The 23,093-nt window shown below is 68.6% G+C and carries 22 protein-coding genes; 10 read left to right on the plus strand and 12 right to left on the minus strand.

Features of this window, described 5'->3' with window-relative positions; genetic code table 11:
* Nucleotides 1-109 precede the first annotated feature (109 nt).
* Nucleotides 110-709, minus strand: coding sequence for a LemA family protein (locus JWP60_RS04385; protein WP_299786829.1), 600 nt, complete (start codon nucleotides 707-709; stop codon nucleotides 110-112).
* 106 nt (nucleotides 710-815) lie between these two features.
* Between JWP60_RS04385 and JWP60_RS04390 the strand changes: the two genes are divergently transcribed.
* The 3 genes from JWP60_RS04390 to JWP60_RS04400 are packed head-to-tail and all read left to right on the plus strand — an operon-like array spanning nucleotide 816 to nucleotide 3,084.
* Nucleotides 816-1,559 carry a hypothetical protein gene (locus tag JWP60_RS04390; protein ID WP_299786832.1) on the plus strand — a complete coding sequence of 248 codons (744 nt, stop codon included), beginning with the start codon at nucleotides 816-818 and terminating at the stop codon, nucleotides 1,557-1,559.
* Between the two features lie 30 nt (nucleotides 1,560-1,589).
* Complete coding sequence (locus tag JWP60_RS04395) at nucleotides 1,590-2,042, plus strand: nuclear transport factor 2 family protein (RefSeq protein ID WP_299786835.1); 453 nt, start codon at nucleotides 1,590-1,592, stop codon at nucleotides 2,040-2,042.
* A complete protein-coding gene (locus JWP60_RS04400) occupies nucleotides 2,020-3,084 on the plus strand; it encodes an alpha/beta fold hydrolase (protein WP_299786838.1) in 1,065 nt (354 codons plus the stop codon). The genes JWP60_RS04395 and JWP60_RS04400 overlap by 23 nt, the downstream gene beginning before the upstream one ends.
* Here the strand turns inward: JWP60_RS04400 and mrdA are convergent.
* The 4 genes from mrdA to JWP60_RS04420 form a co-directional block, all read right to left on the minus strand.
* Nucleotides 3,023-5,380 (minus strand): penicillin-binding protein 2, encoded by a 2,358-nt coding sequence (mrdA, locus tag JWP60_RS04405; RefSeq protein WP_299786841.1) that lies wholly within the window; start codon nucleotides 5,378-5,380, stop codon nucleotides 3,023-3,025. The two genes, JWP60_RS04400 and mrdA, sit on opposite strands and share 62 nt — an antisense overlap.
* Nucleotides 5,381-5,499: 119 nt before the next feature.
* Nucleotides 5,500-6,018 carry a rod shape-determining protein MreD gene (gene mreD / locus JWP60_RS04410; protein WP_299786844.1) on the minus strand — a complete coding sequence of 173 codons (519 nt, stop codon included), beginning with the start codon at nucleotides 6,016-6,018 and terminating at the stop codon, nucleotides 5,500-5,502.
* Nucleotides 6,019-6,093: 75 nt separating this feature from the next.
* Nucleotides 6,094-7,014, minus strand: a complete 921-nt coding sequence (gene mreC, locus JWP60_RS04415; RefSeq protein ID WP_299786847.1) for a rod shape-determining protein MreC — start codon at nucleotides 7,012-7,014, stop codon at nucleotides 6,094-6,096.
* A gap of 122 nt (nucleotides 7,015-7,136) precedes the next feature.
* Nucleotides 7,137-8,180, minus strand: coding sequence for a rod shape-determining protein (locus tag JWP60_RS04420; protein WP_169422959.1), 1,044 nt, complete (start codon nucleotides 8,178-8,180; stop codon nucleotides 7,137-7,139).
* 171 nt (nucleotides 8,181-8,351) lie between these two features.
* On the opposite strand from JWP60_RS04420, the gene gatC reads away from it, so the two are divergent.
* From gatC to gatB, 3 genes are read left to right on the plus strand one after another with little or no spacing between them, the layout of a single operon-like run.
* Nucleotides 8,352-8,651, plus strand: coding sequence for an Asp-tRNA(Asn)/Glu-tRNA(Gln) amidotransferase subunit GatC (gatC, locus tag JWP60_RS04425; RefSeq protein ID WP_299786855.1), 300 nt, complete (start codon nucleotides 8,352-8,354; stop codon nucleotides 8,649-8,651).
* Nucleotides 8,648-10,114: an Asp-tRNA(Asn)/Glu-tRNA(Gln) amidotransferase subunit GatA gene (gene gatA, locus JWP60_RS04430; RefSeq protein ID WP_299786858.1), complete on the plus strand. Its 1,467-nt coding sequence runs from the start codon at nucleotides 8,648-8,650 to the stop codon at nucleotides 10,112-10,114. The genes gatC and gatA overlap by 4 nt, the downstream gene beginning before the upstream one ends.
* Nucleotide 10,115: 1 nt before the next feature.
* Nucleotides 10,116-11,561, plus strand: coding sequence for an Asp-tRNA(Asn)/Glu-tRNA(Gln) amidotransferase subunit GatB (gene gatB / locus JWP60_RS04435; RefSeq protein ID WP_299786861.1), 1,446 nt, complete (start codon nucleotides 10,116-10,118; stop codon nucleotides 11,559-11,561).
* A gap of 49 nt (nucleotides 11,562-11,610) precedes the next feature.
* On the opposite strand, the gene JWP60_RS04440 is transcribed toward gatB, so the two are convergent.
* Both JWP60_RS04440 and pyrE read right to left on the minus strand, forming a co-directional pair.
* Complete coding sequence (locus JWP60_RS04440) at nucleotides 11,611-12,282, minus strand: DUF4124 domain-containing protein (RefSeq protein WP_299786864.1); 672 nt, start codon at nucleotides 12,280-12,282, stop codon at nucleotides 11,611-11,613.
* 15 nt (nucleotides 12,283-12,297) lie between these two features.
* Complete coding sequence (gene pyrE / locus JWP60_RS04445; RefSeq protein WP_299786867.1) at nucleotides 12,298-12,969, minus strand: orotate phosphoribosyltransferase; 672 nt, start codon at nucleotides 12,967-12,969, stop codon at nucleotides 12,298-12,300.
* Between the two features lie 10 nt (nucleotides 12,970-12,979).
* Between pyrE and JWP60_RS04450 the strand changes: the two genes are divergently transcribed.
* Nucleotides 12,980-13,771, plus strand: a complete 792-nt coding sequence (locus JWP60_RS04450; RefSeq protein WP_299786870.1) for an exodeoxyribonuclease III — start codon at nucleotides 12,980-12,982, stop codon at nucleotides 13,769-13,771.
* Here the strand turns inward: JWP60_RS04450 and JWP60_RS04455 are convergent.
* Complete coding sequence (locus JWP60_RS04455) at nucleotides 13,743-15,170, minus strand: chloride channel protein (RefSeq protein WP_299786873.1); 1,428 nt, start codon at nucleotides 15,168-15,170, stop codon at nucleotides 13,743-13,745. The two genes, JWP60_RS04450 and JWP60_RS04455, sit on opposite strands and share 29 nt — an antisense overlap.
* A 50-nt stretch (nucleotides 15,171-15,220) precedes the next feature.
* Here JWP60_RS04455 and JWP60_RS04460 point away from each other — a divergent pair, with 50 nt between their 5' ends.
* Nucleotides 15,221-16,159: a bestrophin family protein gene (locus JWP60_RS04460; protein ID WP_299786876.1), complete on the plus strand. Its 939-nt coding sequence runs from the start codon at nucleotides 15,221-15,223 to the stop codon at nucleotides 16,157-16,159.
* Nucleotides 16,160-16,251: 92 nt separating this feature from the next.
* Here the strand turns inward: JWP60_RS04460 and JWP60_RS04465 are convergent, their stop codons facing one another.
* The 3 genes from JWP60_RS04465 to JWP60_RS04475 are packed head-to-tail and all read right to left on the minus strand — an operon-like array spanning nucleotide 16,252 to nucleotide 19,928.
* Nucleotides 16,252-17,376, minus strand: coding sequence for a phospholipase A (locus tag JWP60_RS04465; RefSeq protein ID WP_299786879.1), 1,125 nt, complete (start codon nucleotides 17,374-17,376; stop codon nucleotides 16,252-16,254).
* Between the two features lie 57 nt (nucleotides 17,377-17,433).
* Nucleotides 17,434-17,829, minus strand: coding sequence for a hypothetical protein (locus JWP60_RS04470; RefSeq protein WP_299786882.1), 396 nt, complete (start codon nucleotides 17,827-17,829; stop codon nucleotides 17,434-17,436).
* A complete protein-coding gene (locus tag JWP60_RS04475) occupies nucleotides 17,826-19,928 on the minus strand; it encodes a UvrD-helicase domain-containing protein (RefSeq protein WP_299786885.1) in 2,103 nt (700 codons plus the stop codon). Before JWP60_RS04475 ends, JWP60_RS04470 begins: the two co-directional genes overlap by 4 nt.
* Nucleotides 19,929-20,048: 120 nt before the next feature.
* On the opposite strand from JWP60_RS04475, the gene JWP60_RS04480 reads away from it, so the two are divergent.
* Together JWP60_RS04480 and JWP60_RS04485 are read left to right on the plus strand one after the other, a co-directional pair.
* Nucleotides 20,049-21,014 (plus strand): AEC family transporter, encoded by a 966-nt coding sequence (locus JWP60_RS04480; protein ID WP_299786888.1) that lies wholly within the window; start codon nucleotides 20,049-20,051, stop codon nucleotides 21,012-21,014.
* A 226-nt stretch (nucleotides 21,015-21,240) separates the two neighbouring features.
* The gene (locus JWP60_RS04485) at nucleotides 21,241-21,621 is read left to right on the plus strand and encodes a hypothetical protein (RefSeq protein ID WP_299786891.1); all 381 of its coding nucleotides are present in this window, start codon (nucleotides 21,241-21,243) and stop codon (nucleotides 21,619-21,621) included.
* Between the two features lie 7 nt (nucleotides 21,622-21,628).
* Here JWP60_RS04485 and JWP60_RS04490 read toward each other — a convergent pair whose 3' ends face one another.
* Nucleotides 21,629-22,888 carry a phospholipase D-like domain-containing protein gene (locus JWP60_RS04490; protein ID WP_299786894.1) on the minus strand — a complete coding sequence of 420 codons (1,260 nt, stop codon included), beginning with the start codon at nucleotides 22,886-22,888 and terminating at the stop codon, nucleotides 21,629-21,631.
* Between the last annotated feature and the right edge of the window lie 205 nt (nucleotides 22,889-23,093).

Below are 23,093 nucleotides of genomic sequence, written 5' to 3' on the forward strand. Positions count from 1 at the left end.
GCCGTGGTGCAAGCGCCGCGTGGATTGCGGGTCAAGCCCGCAATGACATCCAACACGGCGCCGCGTGGATTGCGGGCCGAGGCCGCAACGACATTCGAGACCTCCATGGTCAGCGCGACGCCGCCGGCTTGCTGAAATCCACCGCGGGCGGCAGCGAGATCTGCGCCTCGTTCTGCACCGAGAAGTTCGGCTTCGGCTGGTAGTGGAACACCATCGCCGTGAGGTTGTTGGGGAAGCTGCGCGCCAGCACGTTGTACTCCTGCACCGCCTGGATGTAGCGGTTGCGCGCCACCGTGATGCGGTTCTCCGTGCCTTCCAGCTGCACGCGCAGGTCGCGGAAGGACTGGTTGGCCTTCAGGTCGGGATAGCGCTCGCTCACCACCAGCAGCCGCGACAGCGCACCGGAGAGTTCGCCCTGCGCCTGCTGGAACTTCTGGAAGGCTTCCGGATTGTTCAGCGTCTCGGGCGTGACCTGCACCGAGGTGGCCTTGGCGCGCGCCTCGACCACCCGGGTGAGCGTGTCCTGCTCGAAGTTCGCCTCGCCCTTGACGGTGGCCACCAGGTTCGGCACCAGGTCGGCGCGCCTCTGGTACTGGTTGAGCACCTCGCTCCAGGCGGACTTGGTCTGTTCGTCCAGCCGCTGGAAGTCGTTGTATCCGCAACCACTGAGGCCGCACAGCAGCACCAGCATCGCCAGCCATTTCTTCATCTCGGGTCCTTCGCCATCCGCTCGCAAACTTGCGCCGCATGATATGCCGGCCCGGCAGCAGCGGGGCGGCGAGCGCTCAGGGGCTGAACAGCCCTAGCATCCGGCAATGACGCAAGACCCCCTGCAAGCGCTGCGCGCCGCCACCCGCAATCCGCCGGCCACCGCCGGCAAGCCGCGCCTGCTGATCGCCGGTGCCACGGGCGCGCTCGGCAACGAAGTGCTGCGGCGGCTGGCCGGCTCCAGCGCCTTCGCGCACACCCAGGTGCTGGCGCGCGAACCGATCACCGCCGGCCTGCGCGGCGTGCAGGCCACGCTGGTGCCTTCGGATCTGCCCGCGGAGTGGCCGCCCGCCGCGGCCGATACCGGCGTGGTGCTGTTCGATCCGCCGCGCATGTACTACCAGCGCGAACGCGCCTTGTGGACGCCGACGCCGCAGGGTGTGCTGCCGCTCGCGCGATGGATGCGCGCAGGCGGCGTGCGCACGCTGGCGATCGTGCTGCCGCATGCGCCGGGCAAGCTGCCGGACGCGCTCAAGCGCGGCCTGGCCACGGTCGACGAGCAGGCGATCGCCGCGCTGGGATTCGAGCGCCTGCTGGTCCTGCGCTCGGCGCAGAAACCGCGGGGGCAGCGCCATGGCAACGTGGGCAGCGTGCTCGCGCACTGGATGCTGTCGATCTTCAGGTACATGATTCCATCCAGCGAGCAGCCGGTGCGCGCCGTGAAGGTGGCCGAGCTGCTGGCCGTCGCGCTGCAGATCGCGCCGCCGGGCATCCACGTCGCCGGGCCCGAGCTGGTGTGGCAAGCAGGCCATCAGGACGTGCGCGCGGTCGCGCGAGGCTGGCTCGGCTGAGGCGCCTTCGGCACAATGGCGGCAGCCACCATGCGCAAGTCCAAACTCCAGCAGGCCCACCTCGAGGGCGACGCCGACGAAATCGAGGCGGCCTTCTACGATGCCCTGCAGCGCGGCGACATCGACCGGCTCATGGCCTGCTGGGCCGACGAGGACGACATCTTCTGCATCCACCCCGGCGGCCCGCGGGTGGTGGGCGCCACCGCCATCCGCGCCACCTTCGAGGCGATGTTCGTCGAGGGCGGCTCGGTGCGCGCCTGGCCCGAGCGGGTGCGCAAGACGGTCGCGGTGGGCAGCAGCGTGCACAACGTGCTGGAACGCGTCGAGGTGCTCGGCAGCACCGGCCCCGCCAATGCGTGGGTGATTGCCACCAATGTCTACCACCGCACGGCCCAGGGCTGGCGGCTGGTGGCCCACCATGCCAGCCCGGGAACGACGAGCGAGATCCAGGAAGTATCGGATGCGCCAGCAATCCTCCACTAGCAACTTCATTCAAGCCTACGGCGCCCCGTGGTGGCTGCCGGGCGGCAACCTGCAGACGATCTGGCCGGCCCTCATGGCCAGGCGCACGCGCGGCCCGGTGCCGGCCTATCGGCGCGAACGCTGGACCACGCCGGACGGCGATTTCGTCGACGTCGATTTCCTGGCCAGCGAGGTGTCCGCGCAGCGGCCTCTCCTGGTGCTGTTCCACGGCCTCGAGGGCTCCTCGCGCAGCCACTATGCCGAGGCCTTCGCGGACGTCGCCCGGCGCGGCAAGCTCGGCTACGCGGTGCCGCATTTCCGCGGCTGCAGCGGCGAGATCAACCTGGCGCCCCGGGCCTACCACTCCGGTGACCACGAGGAGATCGGCTGGATCATGGCGCAGCTGCGCGCGCGCCATGCCGGTCCGGTCGTCGCGGTCGGCGTGTCGCTTGGCGGCAATGCGTTGCTGCGCTGGGCGGCGGAGGCGGGCGCTGCGGCTTCGCAGAACGTGGCGGCGGTGGCGGCGGTGTGCTCGCCGCTGGATCTCACGGCGGGCGGCCAGGCCATCGGCCGCGGCTTCAATCGCGCCGTCTACACGACCATGTTCCTGCGCACGATGAAACCGAAGGCGCTGGGCAAGTGGGCGCAGCACCCGGGCCTGTTCGATCGCGAGGCCCTGCTGCAGGCCCGCGACCTCTACGAGTTCGATCGCATCTTCACCGCGCCCGTGCACGGCTTCACCAGCACCGAGGACTACTGGTCGCGGGGCTCGGCCAAGCCGCACCTGCACCGCATCCGCATTCCGGCGCTTGCGCTCAACGCCGGCAACGATCCCTTCGTGCCGGCGGCCAGCCTGCCGCGCGTGGAGGAGGTCGGGCCTTGCGTGACGCTATGGCAGCCGGCGCAAGGGGGCCATGTCGGCTTTCCGGCCGGACGCTTCCCGGCCCATGTGCTGGCGATGCCGGAGGCGGTGAGCGGCTGGCTGCTGCAAGCCGCCGGGATCACTCGTTCGGTGCCGCAGGAGTGGCCGGAGTTTCCGGGGACGGTTCCGGCGGCGCCTTGAAGGCCACCGGCATGCTGTTGGCCGCCACGGGCTGCTGCGGCACCGGACGCTGGGGTGACGGATGCCGCGCACCGGCCGCCACCCGCAGCCTGGCCGCCGAGGCTGCCGCCATGGCAGGCGTCGCCGATGGCGCAGCAGCGACCGGGATCCCGGCCAGCTCGGGACGCCAGCGTGGCACCCAGGTCGTGCCCGCCGTGGGCGTGCCGACCGTGCCCGGTGCGAAGGCCGCGGCGATGCCGCTGTTGTTCGGCGTGAAGGCGGCGGCCACCGTCTGCTGCTGCGGCACGGACGCCATCTGCATCGCGGCACTGGCGGAGGGCATCGCGCCCGGCGCCGTGCCGCCGCCGTTGGACGGCGGCCAGGCCGCTTCGGCGGAACGCGGAGTACCGACCGGCGTGGTCGCCTTGCCCTGCTGCACCTGGGCGATGTCTTCCTCGCTGGGGTAGATGCCCTGCAGGTAATAGTCGAACACCCGGCGGGCGATCGGTGCGGCCACCGAGGCGCCCCAGCCGGCGTTCTCGACGATCATGGCCAGCGCGATCCTCGGCTCCTCGGCCGGCGCATAGGCCTCGTACAGCGCGTGGTCGCGATGGCGTTCCTCGGTCTGCGAGGCGTTGTACTTGGCCCCCTGGGCGATGGTCAGCACCTGCGCGGTGCCGGTCTTGCCGCCGCTGGTATAGCCAGCGCCCTTGAAGGCCGCCGCGGACGTGCCCTCGATGTTCACGCCCTGCATCGCGCGCCGGATCACCGCCAGGTTCTCCGGCTTGGCGGTGAGCTGGCCCAGCTGCTGCGGCGCGACCGGCTTGCTCTCCTTGGTGACCACGTCCACCACTTCCTTGACCAGGTGCGGCTTCATGCGCGCGCCCTGGTTGGCGATGGTGCCCACCGCACTGGCGATCTGCAGCATCGTGAAGTTGTTGTAGCCCTGGCCGATGCCCAGCGAGATGGTCTCGCCGGCATACCACTTCTGCTGCTCGGGCCGCTTGTAGGCCTTGCGCTTCCACTCCGTCGACGGCAGCAGGCCCTTGGACTCGCCCTGGATGTCGATGCCGGTGAGATCGCCGAAGCCGAACTTGGACAACTGCTCGTGGATCAGGTCCACGCCCATGTCGTTGGCCACCATGTAGTAGTAGGTGTCGCAGGACAGCACGATCGAGCGGTACATGTCGATCACACCGTGGCCGCCCGGCTTGTCGTCGCGGAACTGGTGGTTGCCGAACCAGAAGTAGCCGGGGTCGTTGATCGCCTGCTCGGGCCGGCGCTTGCCGGTCTCCAGCGCCGCGAGCGCCATGAAGGGCTTGTAGGTGGAGCCGGGCGGATAGGTGCCGCGCAAGGCGCGATTGAGCAGCGGCTTGTCGATCGACTCGTTCAGCGTCGCCCAGTTCTCCTGGTCGATGCCGTCGACGAACAGGTTCGGGTCGAAGGTGGGCTTGCTGACGAAGGCGAGGATCTCGCCGTTGCGCGGATCGATCGCCACCAGGGCGCCGCGCCGGTCCCCATACAGATCTTCCACCAGCTTCTGCAGCTTGATGTCGATCGACAGCTTGACGGTGTTGCCGGGCGTCGCCGGCGTCGACGCCAGCTTGCGCACCGCGTGGCCGCCGGCGGAAGTCTCGACCTGTTCGACCCCGGTGATGCCGTGCAGCGTCTTCTCGAAGCTTTGCTCCACCCCCAGCTTGCCGATGTATTCGGTGCCGCGGTAGTTGGCCTGCTCGTCCTCGTCCCAGTCCTCGATCTGCTTCTTCTCGGGCTGGTTGATGCGGCCGATATAGCCGATCGCGTGGCTGGCGAGTTCGCCCCACGGGTAGTTGCGGAACAGGCGCGCCTTGATTTCGACCCCGGGGAAGCGGAAGCGCTGCACGGTGAAGCGCGCCACCTCTTCGTCGGTCAGCTTGGTGCGGATCGGGATCGAGTCGATGCTCTTGCCCTCCTCCTGCAGCTTCTTGAAGCGGCGGCGGTCGCGGCTCTGGATCTCGATGACCTTGGACAGGTCGTCGATCTCGGCTTCGAGCGGGCGCGTCAGGCGCGAGGGCGTGATCTCGAGCGTGTAGGCCGAGTAGTTGCTGGCCAGCACGATGCCGTTGCGGTCGAGGATCAGGCCGCGGTTCGGCACGATTGGCACGATGGCCGTGCGGTTGGCCTCGGCCTGTTCGTCCAGGTCCTCGTGGCGCACGATCTGCAGGTAGACCAGCCGCGCGGACAGCAGCATGAAACACACCAGCACGGCGACACACGCGGCGAGCACGCGGCCGCGGAAGCGGGAGAGTTCCTGTTCGACGTTGCGTAGTTCGGTCATGACTCCCCAACACACTAGTCAGTTGGGGTCAGAGCACAATTTGCTGCGCAAATTCGTGATCTGACCCGCAAGGTCTTTGTCGCGTTGCTGCGCAAATTCGTGATCTGACCCACAAGGTGTCAGAGGGGCCTATTCTCGTCCGGATCCGGCGCCCTGCGTTGCGGCATCAGCAACAAGACGCTCACGACCGGCCAAAGTGCGGCTTCCAGCACGGGGGCCAGCAGGAAGCTGGGGCCGGGAAAGGCGCCGCCGGCCAGCAGCCGGATGACGAGTTCGATCCCGTGCGCGGCCAGGAACAGCGGCAGCACTTGCATCGCCTGCGAGGGCACCTTGAACCACAGCAGCCGGCGGTGGATGGTGATCGCGAAGTAGCTCAGCGTCGTGTACGCCAGCGCGTGCTGGCCCAGCAATGAGGTCTGGTGCACGTCGACGGCCAGCCCGAACAGGAAGGCGGCCACCACGCCGATGCGCTGGGGCTGGTGCACGCTCCAGAACACCAGGGCGATCGCCAGCACGTCGGGCATCCAGGGCACCCGGCCGAACGGCAGCATGTTCACCATCAGCGCCAGGATCAGCGTGAACCAGATGAAGAACGGATTGGCGGGCAGCAGCAGCGGCTGCCCGGGGCGCATGATCATGCTAGTTCCTTGGGGTCAGATCACGAATTTGCGCAAGCAAATTGTGCTCTGACCCCAACTGATTAGTCGGGCTCCTCACTTGCGGCCGCGCTTTTGCAGCGGAGCGGGGTCTTCAGGGGCCGGCCGCGGCGGCATCTGCGCCAGCAGCGACCTGAGCACCATCACGTGCCGCGCGCCATCCACGTGCGACTGCGGGTAGCAGACGATCTTGGCAAAGGCCGAATCGGGCCGCCGCTCGACCTTGGCGACCTTCGCCACCGGGATGCCCGCCGGGTACACCCCGTCGACCCCGCTGGTGGTCAGCAGGTCGTTGACCTGCACGTCGGCATTGGCGGCCATGTAGCGCAATTCGAGCCCGCCGCTGCCGAAGCGGCCGGCGTCGCCGTAAACGATGCCGCGGGTGCCGGTGCGGGTGTTCACCACGGGAATGGCCTGGTCCGAATCGGTGACCAGCGTCACCTCGGCAATCAGCGGGTGCACGCGCGTGACCTGGCCGAGCACGCCCGATTCGTCGATCACCGGCGAGCCGGCTTCGACGCCCTGCGCCAGCCCCTTGTCGATCACCACCTTGCGGGTGTACGGGTCGGCCGCGTCGTAGAGAACTTCGGCGGCCAGCGAGGGGGAATTGAGGCGTTCGCGCAGGCCGAGCAGCTTGCGCAGCTGCGCGTTCTCGTTGGCCAGCTGCTCCACCTGGTTGGCGCGCTGCGACATCAGCAACAGCTTCTGGTGCGCGATCTCTTCGTTGTGCAAGGCGGTGTTCAGCGAGGTGAGGTACGTCTGCACTCCCTGCACGCCCTTGACGGGCCAGAGGGCGATCCACTGGATCGGGAACAGCACGGTCGCCACCGCGGCGCGCACCGGCTGCGTGATGCGAAAACGCGAGTCGGCCACCATCAGGAACAGCGCCAGCGCGCTGCAGACCATGAGCTTGGAGAGCGCCGACGGTCCTTGCTTGAAGAAGGGTGGCGGGGTGCGGTCGAGGGTGCCTAAGGGCATGACAAGTGACTTCGCTTCGCGCGCTGACGAAATGACAAAGGCCCGGATATTGTCATGCCTGACGCGGCAGGCGTGTCGTCCAGAGCCGCGCGCCAGGCGCGGCCCTGATCATTCGGCATTCGTCATTCGCTGGTGAAGATCGAGCCCAGCCGTTCCATCCGTTCCAGCGCAATGCCACAGCCGCGGACGACGCAGGTCAGCGGGTCTTCGGCGACCAGCACGGGCAGGCCCGTTTCCTCGGCCAGCAGGCGGTCGAGGTCGCGCAGCAGCGCACCGCCGCCGGTGAGCATCATGCCGCGCTCGGCAATGTCGGCGCCCAGTTCGGGGGGCGTCTGTTCCAGCGCGTTCTTCACGGCCGAGACGATGTTGTTGAGCGGGTCGGTCAGTGCCTCGAGGATTTCGTTGGAGCTGATGGTGAAACTGCGCGGCACGCCCTCGGAGAGGTTGCGGCCCTTGACTTCCATCTCCTTCACCTCGCTGCCGGGGAAGGCGGAACCGATCTGCTTCTTGATGCTTTCGGCGGTGGGCTCGCCGATCAGCATGCCGTAGTTGCGGCGGATGTAGCTGATGATGGCTTCGTCGAACTTGTCGCCGCCCACCCGCACGCTGCCCTTGTAGACCATGCCGCCGAGCGAGATCACGCCCACCTCGGTGGTGCCGCCGCCGATGTCGACGACCATGGAGCCGGAGGCTTCGGAGACCGGCAGGCCGGCGCCGATGGCCGCGGCCATGGGCTCCTCGATCAGGTACACCTCGCTCGCGCCGGCACCCAGGGCCGACTCGCGAATGGCGCGGCGCTCCACCTGGGTGGAGCCGCAGGGCACGCAGATGATGATGCGGGGGCTGGGCTTCAGGACGGACCGCGGATGGACCATCTTGATGAACTGCTTGAGCATCTGCTCGGTCACCGTGAAGTCCGCGATCACGCCGTCCTTCATCGGGCGGATGGCTTCGATGTTGCCCGGCACCTTGCCCAGCATTGCCTTGGCTTCGTGGCCGACGGCCTGGATCGACTTCTTGCCTTGCGGGCCGCCTTCATGGCGGATTGCCACCACGGACGGCTCGTCGAGGACGATACCCTTGTCGCGCACGAAGATCAGGGTGTTGGCGGTGCCCAGGTCGATGGCCAGGTCGGTGGACAGGTAGCGTCGGAAAGCTCCGAACATGGGGGAAATCCTCGTTTCTTCTGCGAAAGCGGCCGCTTTCCGCGGCCGCTGCACCGGGCGGCGGAGGCCCGCACGCCGAAGGCGGGATAATACCCGATCCCCTGTGCCGCCCCGCCCCTGCGCCAGCCCGCGAAGGTTACATCTCGTTATGGCACGACACCGATTTCCACCATGTCCCTCAACGCCCAAGACATAGCGCGCATCGCCAACCTGGCCCGGCTCGAACTGCAGCCGCAAGAGAGCGAGCGCATGCTCGCACAGATCAACGGCTTCTTCGCCATCGTGGAGAAGATGCGCGCGGTCGATACCTCCGGCGTGGCGCCGCTGACCCACCCGGTGGCCGCGGTGCAGGACGTGGCATTGCGCCTGCGCGAGGACGTCGCCAGCGAGCCGAACCGGCGCGAAGCCAACCAGCAGAGCGCGCCGGCGGTGGAGCGCGGCCTGTTCCTGGTTCCCAAGGTGATCGAATGAGCGGGGCATTGCACGAACTCTCGGTCGCCGAGCTAGGGAAAAGACTCAAGGCCAGGGAAGTGTCCGCGGTGGAGGCGGCGCAACACTTTCTCGCCCGCGGCAGCAAGCACGCATCGCTTGGTGCGTACCTGGCGACCGACGAAGCCGTGACGCTGGCGCAGGCGCGTGCCGCCGATGCACGCATCGCCGCTGGCGAGAGCGCGCCGCTGCTGGGCGTGCCGATCGCGCACAAGGACATCTTCGTCACCCAGGACTTCCCGAGCACGGCCGGCTCCAAGATGCTGGAAGGCTATCGCTCGCCCTTCGACGCCACCGTGGTGCGCAAGCTGGCCGAGGCCGGCATGGTCACGCTGGGCAAACTGAATTGCGACGAATTCGCCATGGGTTCGTCCAACGAAAACTCCGCCTACGGCGTGGCGAAGAACCCGTGGGACACGAGCCGCATTCCGGGTGGTTCGTCGGGCGGCAGTGCGGTCGCTGTCGCGGCGCGCCTGGCGCCGGCGGCCACGGGCACCGACACCGGCGGCTCGATCCGCCAGCCCGCGTCCTTTTGCGGCATCACGGGGATCAAGCCCACGTACGGCCGCGCCTCGCGCTACGGAATGATCGCCTACGCATCGAGCCTCGACCAGGCGGGCCCGATGGCGCGCACGGCCGAAGATTGCGCGCTGCTGCTGTCGGCGCTGTGCGGGCCCGACCCCGACCGCGATTCGACCTCGCTCGACGTGCCGGCCGAAGACTTCACGCGTTCGCTGAACGGATCGCTGGAGGGCCTGCGCATCGGCGTGCCGAAGGAGTTCTTTGCCGAGGGCGTGACGGCCGACGTGCGCGCGGCGATCGACGCGGCGCTGCAGCAGTACGAGAAGCTGGGTGCCAAGCGCGTGGAGATCTCGCTGCCGCGCACCGAGCTGGCCATCCCGGTGTACTACATCATCGCGCCGGCGGAGGCGAGCTCCAATCTCTCGCGCTTCGATGGCGTGAAGTTCGGGCATCGCGCACAGCACTACGGCGACCTGCTGGAGATGTACAAGCGCACGCGCGCCGAGGGCTTCGGCGACGAGGTCAAGGCGCGCATCATGATCGGCACCTACGTGCTCTCGCACGGCTACTACGACGCCTATTACCTGCAGGCCCAGAAGATCCGCCGCATGATCGCCGACGACTTCCAGCAGGCCTTCAGGCAATGCGACGTGATCGCCGGGCCGGTGGCGCCCAGCGTGGCGTGGAAGCTCGGCGAACACGGTGGCGACCCGGTGGCCGATTACCTGGCCGACATCTTCACGCTCCCCGGCTCGCTGGCGGGCCTGCCCGGCATGAGCATCCCGGCGGGCTTCGGCGCGGGCGGCATGCCGGTGGGACTGCAGTTGATCGGCAACTACTTCGGCGAGGCGAAGCTGCTGAATGCGGCGCACCGGTTCCAGCAGGCGACCGATTTCCATCTGCGCAAGCCGGAGGGGTTTTGAAATGAGCAAGCTCATTCAAGGCTACGAAGTCGTCATCGGCTTCGAGACCCACAGCCAGCTTTCCACCGAAAGCAAGATCTTCAGCCGCAGCCCGACGCGCTTCGGCGCCGAGCCCAACACGCAGGCCTCGCCGGTGGACCTGGCGCTGCCCGGCACCTTGCCGGTGATGAACGTGGGCGCCGTCGAACGCGCGATCCGCTTCGCCCTCGCCATCGGTGCGCAGGTGGCGCCGCGCAGCATCTTCGCGCGCAAGAACTACTTCTATCCGGACCTGCCCAAGGGCTACCAGATTTCGCAATTCGAGATCCCGGTGGTGCAGGGGGGCAACATCGAGTTCTATCTGGGCGAAGAGAAGAAGTCGGTGCGCCTGGTGCGCGCCCACCTCGAGGAAGACGCGGGCAAGTCGCTGCACGAAGACTTTGTCGGGCAATCGGGCATCGACCTCAATCGCGCGGGCACGCCGCTGCTGGAGATCGTCACCGAGCCGGACATGCGCTCTTCCGACGAGGCGGTGGCCTATGCCAAGGAGCTGCACAAGATCGTCACCTGGATCGGCATCTGCGACGGCAACATGCAGGAAGGCAGCTTCCGCTGCGACGCCAACGTGTCGGTGCGCAAGCCGGGGCAGCCCCTGGGCACGCGCCGCGAGATCAAGAACCTGAACTCCTTCAAGTTCATGAAGGAGGCGATCGACTTCGAGGTGCGCTGGCAGATCGAGCAGATCGAAGACGGCCTGGCGATCCAGCAGGCCACCGTGCTGTTCGACCCGGACACCGGCGAGACGCGGTCCATGCGCACCAAGGAAGACGCGGCGGACTATCGCTACTTCCCCGACCCGGACCTGCCGCCCCTGGTGATCGCGCCGGAGTGGGTCGAGCGCGTGAAGAGCGAGCTGCCCGAGCTGCCGCGCGTGATGGCGGCGCGCTTCGTGGCCGACTACGGGCTGCCGGAGTACGACGCGACCACGGTCACGCAAAGCAAGGCGATGGCGGCCTACTTCGAGCAAGCGGCCAAGGCAAGCGGCCAGCCGAAACTGGCCAGCAACTGGATCATGGGCGAGGTCTCACGGCGGTTGAATGCGCAGGAGATCGCGATCGATCAGGCACCGGTGGCCGCAGGCACGCTGGCTGCGCTGATCAAGCGGATCCAGGACGGCACGGTTTCCAACAATGCGGCGCGGCAGGTGTTCGACGTGCTGTGGACGGGCGAAGGCCGCGAGGTGGATGCGGTGATCGAGGCCAAGGGCTTCAAGCAGATGAACGACGCCGGCGCGCTGGAAGGCATCGTCGACGAGGTGATCGCCGCCAACCCGGCGAACGTCGAACAGATCCGCGCCGGCAAGGACAAGGCCTTCAACGCGCTGGTGGGCCAGGCGATGAAGGCGAGCAAGGGCAAGGCGAACCCGCAGCAGGTGGGCGACTTGTTGCGCAAGAAGCTGGGGGTGTGATCCGGGGCGAGGCGGCAGGCCACCCTGCCGCGCCGCCGGACCCGCTTTCTCACCTCGAAGGAGCCGCCGGCCCTCCCGCCGCCGCAGCTGCCGCCGCCCGCTGCGCCCACAGCGACTTCAGCCGCGCGAGCTCCTCGTCGAAGCGCGCGTTCACGCGCCGGCGCTCCTCGTCCTGCCCAGCGATGAAGCGCTCCTGCGCTTCGATCTGCTGCTGGTTTTCCTCGACCCGGTGCTTCAGCCCCGCCGGCCACTTCGCCGGGCTCTTGTAGAACTCGGTCTCCTGGTCCAGCCGGCGGCGCTGCTCCCGCAACTCCGCGGTGCGCCGGTGGCCGCTGTCGATGGCGTTCTGCACCGCCTGCAGCGCCTTGGCGCGTTCGGCATCGTGCGCCTCCTGGCCGGGATAGCGCCCCAGCAGCGCGCGGTCGAGCCGGCGCTCCTCGATGCGGCGCAGCTCTTCCTCGGCGCGGCGGCGCTCGCGCTCGTCCCGCTCGGCCCGCTCGCTGGCCGTCAGCGACGGCGGCACCGTGCGGCGCACCGTGCCGCTGCCATTCAGCAGCTTCTGCTCGCGGTCCATGCATTCGGCGATCGGCCGGTCCGCGGTGATGTGCCGCCCCTGCGCATCCACGCAGGCGTAGATCCCGCCGGGTGCCATCTGCGCGCGCGCGCCCACCGCCGCAGCCACCAGCGCGGCGAGGGCCAGGCAATGCAGGACACGCAACATCGAAGCTCTTTCCTTTCAGCCGGCGCCGTAGCGATCGCGATAGGCCAGCACCTTGGAGTGGTGCCGACCGAGCTCGTCGCCGGCATGCTCGCCAAGGTACAGCAAGAGGTCTGCCAACTGCGCGATCGCGCACACCTGCAGGCCCACTTTGTCACGGACAAATTGCACGGCGCTCCACGCGACGTCCTGCCCGCCCTCGGTGGCCTTCTCCTGCCGGTCCAGAGCGATGGCCACCGCCTGCGGCGTCGCCCCCGCGGCCTGGATCAGCGCGATCGATTCGCGGGCCGCGGTGCCCGCCGACATCACGTCGTCGACGATCAGCACGCGCCCGCGCACCGGCGCGCCCACCAGCGTGCCGCCTTCGCCGTGATCCTTGGCTTCCTTGCGGTTGTAGGCATAAGGCACGTTGCGGCCCAGGCGCGCCAATTCGATGGCCACCGCCGCCGCGAGCGGGATGCCCTTGTAGGCCGGCCCGAACAGCATGTCGAAGGCGATGCCGGAGGCCAGGATGCGCTGTGCATAGAATTGCGCCAGCCGCCCGAGTTTCGCGCCATCGTCGAACAGGCCGGCATTGAAGAAATACGGCGACAGCCGCCCGGCCTTGGTCTTGAACTCGCCGAAGCGCAGCACGCCGGATTGCACCGCGAATTCCACGAAGTCCTGCGCCAGCGGGTCGCTCGTAGCCATGGGAAAGTCCTTGTTCAAACTGACCAGCCTCAACCTCAACGGGATCCGCTCCGCCGCCGGCAAGGGCGTGGAAGCCTGGCTTGCCCGGCACAGTCCGGATTGTATTTGCGTGCAGGAAGTCAAGGCCCAGCACGCCGACGTCCACGGTAAATACGACGCCCTGGCGGGGCTCAAGGGTCACTTCCACTTTGCCGAGAAAAAGGGTTATTCGGGCGTCGGCGCCTTCAGCCGGCACGAACCGAGCGACGTGGTCGCCGGCTTCGGCTGCGCGGAATTCGACGCCGAGGGCCGCTATGTGGAGCTGCGCTTCGACACGCCACAGCGCAAGCTGTCGATCGTCAGCTGCTATTTCCCCTCGGGCTCTTCCGGCGAGGAGCGCCAGCAGGCCAAGTTCCGCTTCCTCGACGCGCTCGATCCGCACCTGGTGGCGCTGAAGGCGCAGCGCGAGTTCATCCTGTGCGGCGACATCAACATCGCCCACCACGAAAAGGACCTGAAGAACTGGAAAGGCAACCGCAAGAACAGCGGTTTCCTGCCCGAAGAGCGGGCCTGGATGACAAAACTGTTGACCGAAACGGGCCTGGTCGACGTTTATCGTCACCTGCAGCCCGAGACCACCGAGGCCTGCTACACGTGGTGGAGCAACCGCGGCCAGGCCTATGCCAAGAACGTGGGTTGGCGGCTGGACTACCACCTGGCCACCCCCGGCATCGCGCACCTGGCCCGCAGCGAAGCGATCTACCGGGAGCAGCGCTTTTCCGACCACGCCCCGATCACGGTGGAATACGACCTGGGGCTGTAAGCGCCGGCGCCGCGCCGGCAGCGACCGGTGCGCCGGCCGGTTGCGGCTGCTGCGCCAGCCGCGCGCGCTGCGCCGCGGCCAGCGCGCCATACAGGGGATGCGCCAGCCAGCGCGCCAGCACGCTGGCACCGAGCGAGCCGGCCATCAGGCTCAGGACCATCGCGTGGCCGTCCACCATCTCCATGACGATGATGAAGGCGGTCATCGGCGCCTGCGTCACCGCCGCCAGGAATCCGGCCATGCCCAGCGCGATCAGCGCCGGCGTGCGCGCATCCCAGCCCATGAAGAGGCCGATGTCGGCGCCGATGCCGGCTCCGATCGCCAGCGAAGGAGCGAACAGCCCGCCGGGCACGCCCGACCAGAGGGCCAGCCAGGTGGCGACCAGGCGCAGCGTCACGTACAGGAAGGGCACGTCCGCGTGGCCCTCCAGCAGGCTGCGCGTGGAGGCATAGCCGCTGCCGAAGGTGGTGCCGCCGCTGACCGCACCCACCACGGCGATGCCCAGTCCGCAAGCGGCTGCGAACGCCACCGGATGACGCGCCCGCCAGCGGCTCACCGCATCCGCCCGGCCCGCCAGCGAGGCGTACAGCAGGCGCGAGAAGAAGCCGCCCAGCAGCCCGCTGGCCAGCACCACCAGCAGCGCCGGGCCAATGAAGGACGCCTCCAGCGCCGGCACCCGGATCACGCCGAAATACGCGGAGTTGCCGAAGACCGAGATGCCGACCACGCCAGCGAGCACGATGGCCGCGATCACCAGCCCGCTGCTGCGCGTCTCGATGCGCCGCGTCAGTTCCTCGATCGCGAACATGATGCCCGCGAGCGGCGCATTGAAGGCGGCCGCGATGCCGGCGGCACCGCCCGCCACGAGCAGCGCGTTCGGGTTGATGCCCGCCTTGCGCGGCAACCAGCGCCGGGCATGCATCATCACGCCCGCGGCAACCTGCACGGACGGCCCCTCGCGGCCGATGGCCAGCCCGCCCAGCAGGCCGGCCGCCGTCAGGACGATCTTGGCGAGCGACAATCGCAGCGACACGAACCTTCGACGCGCGGCGGGACTGACGCCGTCCTGTAGCGCGACCATGACTTGCGGGATCCCCGAACCGGCGGCGCCGGGAAAGAATCGCACGGTGCACCAGACGATGGACGCGCAGAGCAGCGGCGTTGCCAGGAAGGGCAACCAGGGCCAGCGCTGGCTCGCGCCGGTGAACCCGCCGAGCGCCAGGTTGCACAGGGCGGTGAATGCCACCACGCTGGCCCCGGCCAGCGCGGCAAAAGCAAGCACGACCACGCGTGCCAGCCAGCCGCGGGTATCGGCCAGGTCGCCGCGGATGGCCGCCAGCACATCGGGCTGCCGGGGGTGTACTTCTTCCGCGGGGTGCATGTCGGCCTGCCGGTGCATTTGTTCAAACCTACCGATGGTACTGCCATGGTGAAGCGAGGCCTGCCAGCGTGATCGTCCGTGACCGCCCGCGCGGCCTCCAGCTGTTCTACATCCTGCGCGGCTCGATCCTGCCGCGCATCGCCGCGGAACTGGCCACCTGCACCGGGGTCGCCCTGCTCGTGACGCTGACGCACGGGTTCGTCTACCAGTGGAAGATCACGCTGACCGCCGTGCCCTTCTCGCTCATGGGCCTGGCGCTGGCGATCTTCCTGGGATTCCGCAACAGCACCGCCTATGACCGCTACTGGGAGGGGCGCCGGCTGTGGGGCGACCTGGTGCACCGCTCGCGCAGTTTCGCGCGGCAGGTGCAGACGCTGCTGCGCTTCGACGCCGCGGTCGGGCCGGGCGACGCGCGTGACCCGCGGCGCCTGATGATCCTGCGCACGGTGGCGTTCTCCTCGTGCCTGCGCCACCAGTTGCGCGGCAGCGATGCGGCCGCCGATCTCGCCCGCCTGCTGCCGCACGACGAGGCGCAGGCCTGCGCCGCCGCGCGCCGCCCGGTCGACTGGCTGCTCAGGCGCAACGGCGAAGAGCTGGGCGCGCTCCTGCGCGCGGGGCGGGTGGACGCGCCCGTGGCCGCCGAAATGGACCAGAGCCTGTCCGGCATGGCGGCGGTGGCGGCCGGCTGCGAGCGCATCAGGAACACGCCCATCCCCTTCCCCTACACGCTGCTGCTGCACCGCACCGCCTGGCTCTATTGCTTCCTGCTGCCCTTCGGCCTGGTGGATACGGTGCGCTTCATGACCCCGTTCGTGGTGGCGATCGTGGCCTATACCTTCTTCGGCCTGGACGCGCTGGGCGACGAGATCGAGGAGCCCTTCGGCACCGCGGAGAACCACCTGGCGCTCGATGCCTTGTGTCGCGAGATCGAGATCAACCTGCGGGAGGCCCTGGGCGAGACCGAGTTGCCACCCCCGCTGGAGCCGGTGGACGCGCGGCTGTCTTGATGAGGGCCGAAAGGTGGTGTGCCTTCGGCATCCCACCGTACGGAGTCGCTTATAGGGTGGGTTGCGCGGAGCGCACCCCACCAGGCAGCCTGCTACCAGTCCACCAAGCTGAGACCGACGCTGAAGACCGTGCGGCGGCGATTGAAGTCCAGCAGCGTGTCGCCGTAACCGGTGAACAGTTGCGTGTGCAACTGCAGCCCGCCGGTGGGGTGCACGTCCTGGTTGCCGAGCGTGCGGAACCACTCCAGCCGCACGGAGCCGCGGCTGTTGCTGTGCAGCGAGCTGCGGCCGGTGACGGCAAGCAGGTTGGCGCGGTTCTGGTGCCAGATCACGCGCGCCTCGCCCCGGCCGATGAAGTCGCTGATGTCCGGGTTGTCGTCGGTGGCCGGGTTTTCGTGCAGCCGTTGCCAGACGCGCGCCTGCACCTGCAGCCGGCCCTTCTCGGCGCCGCCCATCAGGTACACCCGGTTCCAGCTGCGCGACAGCGGCAGCGATTGGCCGTTCGACTGGTGCACGACGCCCAGCCCGCCGAAGCGCACGCGCCACTGGCTCGGGTCGGCCGACTGCAGCGGCAGCACGTAGATGAATTCCGGTTCGTGGTCGGTGCTGCGGAAGGGGCGCGACAGGTCGGCGGTGAAGATCTGCCAATAGGACTGCTGGGTATACGCGAACCACAGCGAGTCGCTCGCGTCGGGCCGGTTGCGCAGCAGCAGGTTCTGGGCGATCTTCGTGCGCACCGAAACCTGCAGTCGCACCTCGGTCGTGCGAAAGTCCTGGCTGGTGGTGGCGTTGTTCAGCGGATTGCCGGAGGTCGGCTCGCGGTTCACGGTGTTCGCGTGCACGACATCCGCCGACATCGGGTGGAACACGCGCAGGCCGAAGGTGCCGCAATCGGCGCCGGGTTCCAGCTCCCAGAAGCGCGAGAGCTCGGAATAAGCGAGGTCGTGGCAGCCCTCCTTCTCGGTGAAGCGCAGGCCGCCGCCGCCGCCGCCGGCAGCGGCGGGCACCACCGGCGCCGGCACCGCAGGGATAGTGGCCGGGATGGTTGCGGGCGCAACCGGGGTGGTGCGGCTCGCGCTCCAGCGGTCGTAGCAAGCCAGGCGCTGGGAGTCGTCGGCCATGCCGGCGCAGTTGGGGGCGTCCAGCGCTTGCGCGTGCGCGCCCCAGGTCAGCAGCGTTGCGGCGGCCGCGAGCAGGCGGGCGGATGTCCTTGTCATGCCGGAATGCTAGCCGGGCAGCGGGGATGTGGGGCCCCTGGAGCCTGTGAACAGGCCCTAATCCTTGCGCAATACGAACGGCTTGCCGCTCCTGGCCCCGTCGATCGTCCAGACTCCGCGCGCTTCGCGGCCGCACGAGCCCTCCACCAGCTCGCCCACCCAGTTGGCGGCGATGTGCACGCCGTCGGCGGATTCCTCCAGGGTGAACTCGCCGTCCTCGACGTCGCCGGCCAGCTCGCGGCGTTCGCCGTTGCGGTCGATCCAGCCGCTGAAGCTCTCGGGGTACTCCGCATGCTTTTGCAGCAGCAGCGTTCCCACGTGGCCCACGCCGTCCAGCTCCGCGCGCCACAGGCCGAGCATGTCGGCCTGCTGCACGTCGCTGGCACGCAGGCAGGGCTCGGCGAACGCCGCGGTCGCCAGCGCGGCCAGCAGCAAGGCGACGATCCGTTTCATGCCGCGCCCGGGGTCGCGGCGGCGGCGGCCGCAGCTGCGGCCTCGGCGCTCTTCTGCGCGAATTCCGCGCGCAGGGCCTTGAGCTTTTCGCGCGGATCTTCCCTGGCCGTCCTGGTGTCGAGCGCCATCTCGGCGATGAAGCGGCTCGGCATCGCGGGCACCAGCTCGCGGCCCTTCTTGCGCTTCTTGCTCCACGACACCACCAGCGAGCGCTGCGCCCGCGTGATGCCCACGTACATCAGGCGCCGCTCCTCCTGCAGCCGCTGCGCGAACGATTCGCTCACCACGCCGCCCTCGGCATCCTCCGGCTTGAAGGGCAGCATGCCCTCGACGCAGCCGGCCAGCACCACGTGCGGCCACTCCAGGCCCTTGGACGCATGCAGCGTGGACAGCGTGACGACATCCCGGTCCTTCTCGCGGTCGCTGATGGTGGAGAGCAGGGCGATGGTCTGCGCCACTTCCAGCACGTTCTTGCGCTCGTTCTGGGTCGCGACGCCGGCGGCATCGTCGATCTCGCCGCCGCAGCGCTTGGCCATCCAGTCGCAGAAGTCGAGCACGTTGGTCCAGCGCGCGGCCGCCACCTTCTCGTTGTCCTCGCCGTCGTACAGGTGCTTCTCGTAGCCGATCTCCTTGAGCCACTCGCCCAGGAAAGTCCTGGCATCCTCGGCGCCGACGGTGTGGCGCGCCCGGAACTCCAGGTCGTTCACGTAGCGGCCGAACTCCTGCAGGCTGCCCAGGGCCCGCGCATTCAGCACGCTGGGCAGCGAGGGCGAGAACAGCGCCTCGAACAGCGACAGCTTGTACTGGCTGGCGAAGCTGCCCAGCGAGCCCAGCGTCTGGTGGCCGATGCCGCGCTTGGGCGTGGTCACGCAGCGCAGGAAGGCCGGGTCGTCGTCGTTGTTCACCCACAGGCGCAGCCACGCGCACAGGTCGCGGATCTCGGCGCGGTCGAAGAAGCTCTGGCCGCCCGAGACCTTGTACGGGATCTGCGCCTTGCGCATGGCCTGTTCGATCGTCCGGGACTGGTGGTTGGCGCGGTACAGGATCGCGAAGTCCTTCCAGTCCTTGTGCACGCCCGCGCCGCTGGCGACGGCTGCCGATCCGCCGCGGATCGACAAGATGCGCGCGGCCATGCGCTCGGCCTCGTGCTCCTCGCTGTCGCAATCGACCACGCGCACCGGCTCGCCTTCGCCGAGCTCCGAGAACAGCGTCTTGGGGAACAGCTTGGGGTTCGGCTGGATGACGTTGTTGGCCGCGCGCAGGATGGCGCTGGTGGAGCGGTAGTTCTGCTCCAGCTTGATGACCTTCAGGGTCGGATAGTCGACCGGGAGCCTGCGCAGGTTGTCCAGCGTGGCGCCGCGCCAGCCGTAGATCGACTGGTCGTCGTCACCCACCGCGGTGAAGCGCCCGTGCTCGCCCACCAGCAGCTTGAGCAGCTCGTACTGCGTGGCGTTGGTGTCCTGGTATTCGTCGATCAGCACGTGGCCCACGGCCTTCTGCCACTTCTCGCGGACTTCCGGAAAGTCGCGCAGCAGCTTCAGGGGCAGGCCGATCAGGTCGTCGAAGTCGACGCTCTGGTAGGCGGTCAGGCGCTCCTCGTAGCGCGCCATCACGGTGGCGATCACGCGCTCGTTCTCGTCCTTCGCCTGGGCCAGTGCCTGCGCCGCGTTCAGGCCGCCGTTCTTCCAGCCGCTGATCGTCCACTGCCACTGGCGCGCCGTGGCGGCGTCGGTGGTGCCGCCGGCGTCCTTGAGGATGCCGGTCACGTCGTCGGAGTCGAGGATGGAGAACTGCGGCTTCAAGCCCAGCACGCTGCCGTCCTGCCGCATCATGCGCACGCCCAGCGCATGGAAGGTGCAGACCAGCACGTCCTTGGCCTGGCGCCCCACCAGCGACTTGGCGCGCTCGCGCATTTCGGCGGCGGCCTTGTTGGTGAAGGTGATGGCGGCGATGCGCTTGGCCTCCAGGCCGCCTTGCATCAGGCGGGCGATCTTGTGCGTGATGACGCGCGTCTTGCCCGAGCCGGCGCCAGCCAGCACCAGGCAGGGCCCATGCATGAAATTGACGGCTTCTTGCTGGGCGAGGTTCAGGCCGGACATCGGTGGGGGGGTACTGCGGGGGAACAGCGTCGCATCATACGGGCCGGGCCGCGGGGGCGACAGCTTCGCGCTGGAACCCGCGCGCGGTGCCTGCCATCGCTTGCGCCGACAATACGCCCCGTGCTAAGCGTCCTGGCCGTCACCTTCCCGTTCTTCGCGCTGGTGCTGGCCGGCTACCTGGCGGCGCGCCGCCGCCTGCTGCCCTTCGAGGCGATCGCCGGGCTGAACACCTTCGTGCTGTTCTTCGCGCTGCCCTGCCTGTTGTACCGCTTCGGCGCCGGCACGCCGATCGCGCAGTTGCTGGATCCGAGTGCGCTCCTGACGTGGGTCGCTTGCGCGCTGCTGATGGTGGCGGGCACCGTGAAATGCAGCCTGAACGCGCGCATCCGCTGGAACGACGCTTCCTTCGGCGCGCTGGTCGCGGCCTTTCCCAACACCGGCTTCATGGGCGTGCCGCTGGTGGTGGCACTGCTCGGGGCCAAGGCCGCCGGGCCCGCGATCCTCACCATCCTGATCGACCTGGTGGTCACCAGCTCACTGTGCATCGCGCTGTCGCGGCTCGATGGCGCCGACGAACACGGCGCCGCGCTGGCCGCGAAGAAGGCGCTGCAGGGCATGGCGCTCAATCCGATGCCGTGGGCCATCCTGCTCGGGGGCTTCTCGTCGGCGCTGCAGGTGAAGCCGGTGGGGCCGATCTTGAACACGATCGGGCTGCTGGCGGACGCGGCCTCGCCGGTGGCGCTGTTCACCATCGGCGCGGTGCTGGCGCGCTCGCAGTTCGTGGGCGCGCGAGGCGAACACGGGCCGCTGCCGGCGCGCGACTTCGTGCCCGTATCGCTGGCCAAGCTGCTGCTGCATCCGCTGCTCGTGTGGAGCGCGGGGCAGGGCGTGCGCGCCCTCGGCTTGCCGCTGGATGCGTTCACGCTGAAGGTGATGGTGCTGGTCGCGGCCTTGCCAAGCGCCAGCAACGTGTCACTGCTGGCCGAGCGTTTCGGCGCGGACACCGGCCGCATCGCGCGGATCATCCTGCTGACGACGGCAGCGGCGTTCGTGACGTTTTCGGCGGCGGTGGCGCTGCTGGAATAGTAGGCTGGGCTGCCGCAGGCACCCCAGCACGACATCGCGCGGTCGCTGGGGTGCCGTCCGCAGCCCAGCCTACGAGGGCCGTCCAGGCCGGTATGACATGGACAAGCGCATCCCGCGGCAGGACCGACGGCAGCGCTGTCCCCTTTGTCCAACGCCCGCCCTTGCAAAGCCATGCCGCGCCGCTAGAGTCCGCCGCATCGAGCACCGTCTCGCTTTCCTCCCTTGCATGTCCGGACCCACTCAGCTTCGCCTGGCCTCCCTCTCCGCCGCTGCCTATGCGGCGCTTGCCGTCAGCGGCACCGTGCACCACCTGCAACGCAGCGGCAGCCTGCCTGCCTTCGTGCACGGACTCGCCCGGCCGTCGCTGTGGCTGCTGCTGCTGGTGGCCATCGTGGTCGCCTGGGGCTTGTGGAACCGGCAGGTCTGGGCGTGGTGGCTCGGGGTCGCCGCCGCCGGCTGGGAGGTCTACGTGATCCTCGCTGGCTATGCGCACAGCCGCGCGTTCGGCCATCTGCCGCGACCGCCCACGCTGCTGGCACTCGGACTGCTGCTGTTCATGCTGGCGCTGCTGTTCCAGCGCAAGGCGCGGGCAGCGGCCAGCAAGTGAACGCTGGCTACAACAGGGGCGCCAGCCAGGCCGTGACGCGCTCGCACAGCTTCTCCCAGGCCGGTCGCCGCTGCCACTCCTGCAGCGTGTAGCGCCGGCAGCGCCGCAGGTCGTCCTCGAAGCCGCGCGTCAGCTGCGCGGCGAACTCCGGCTCGTAGACGTTCAGGTTCGCCTCGTCGTTCAGGTGGAAGGAACGCGGGTCGAAGTTGGTCGAGCCCACCGACGACAGCAGGCTGTCGACGATCACGATCTTGCAGTGGTACATGGTGGGGTGGTAGACGTACATCTCCAGGCCTGCCTCCAGCAACTCGCCCCAGAGCGCGCGCGAGGCGTGGCGCACGGTCTGCGTGTCGATCTTGCGGCCGGGGGTGATCACGCGCACGCGCACGCCGCGCTGCAGCGCCTTCACCAGTGCCAGCCGCGCCATCGCATCGGGCACGAAGTAGGCGCTGGCGATGTCGATGGTCTTCACGGCGGCGGTGATCGCCACCAGGTACATCAGCTCCATGCTTTCGCTGCCGCCGCTTGGCGAGCTGTGGAACATCTGCGCGTGCTGGGTGCCGGCTGCCACGGGTGTCGGAAAATAATCCTCGCCATGCAGGACACGGCCGCTGGCCTTGCCCCAGTTGGAGAGCATGACGCTCTGCATCTGCGCGACGACGGGCCCCTCGACGCGATAGTGCGAATCGCGCCAGTGGTCCGCGTCCTGCGCATGGCCGGTCCAGGGCGGCGCGATGCCGACGCCGCCGGTGAAGCCGATGCGGCCATCCACGATCAGCAGCTTGCGGTGCGTGCGGTTGTTGATGCGGCCCAGGTTGTACCAGCGCAGCGGATGGAAGCGGAACACCTCCACGCCGGCGCGCTTCATGGTGTCCACCATGTGCTCGTCCACCTTGAGGCATCCCAGCCAGTCGAGCAGCACGTGGACCTTGCAGCCGGCGCGGGCGCGCTCGGACAGGGCCTGCGCGAATTCCTCGCCGATTTCGCCGGACCAGTAGATGAAGGTCTCGAACAGCACCGTCGTGCGCGCGCCGCGGATCGCCTCGAGCATCGCCGGAAAGATCTGGTCGCCGTTGTCCAGGGCCGTGACGCGATTGCCGCCGACGATGTCCGGCCCCAGCATCATCCCCATCGCGCGGAAGAACTGCGGGTCGTCGACCGGATAGAGGTGCTGGATCTCGTGGGTGACGCGCCGCTCGCCGGCATTCAGGTTGACGTACAGGAGGGCGAGGAGCAGGGCGGCGAGGACGCTCAGGATTTCCAGCATGGGCAAGGGCGCGTGGGCGAAGGACGCATGCTAACCAAATGCGTTCCCCGCAGGCCGCGAGCCCGTTGCATGTCATCCATGGATGTGATCCCGGGCTTGACCCGGGATCCATGCGGCGCCTGATCCACCGCCGCATGGATTGCGGGTCAAGCCCGCAATGACATCCAGTACCCCGCAATGGCATCAGTACCCCGCATCGGCATCA

Origin of the sequence: Ramlibacter sp., from assembly GCF_028291745.1 — a bacterium.
GTDB lineage: Bacteria > Pseudomonadota > Gammaproteobacteria > Burkholderiales > Burkholderiaceae_C > Ramlibacter.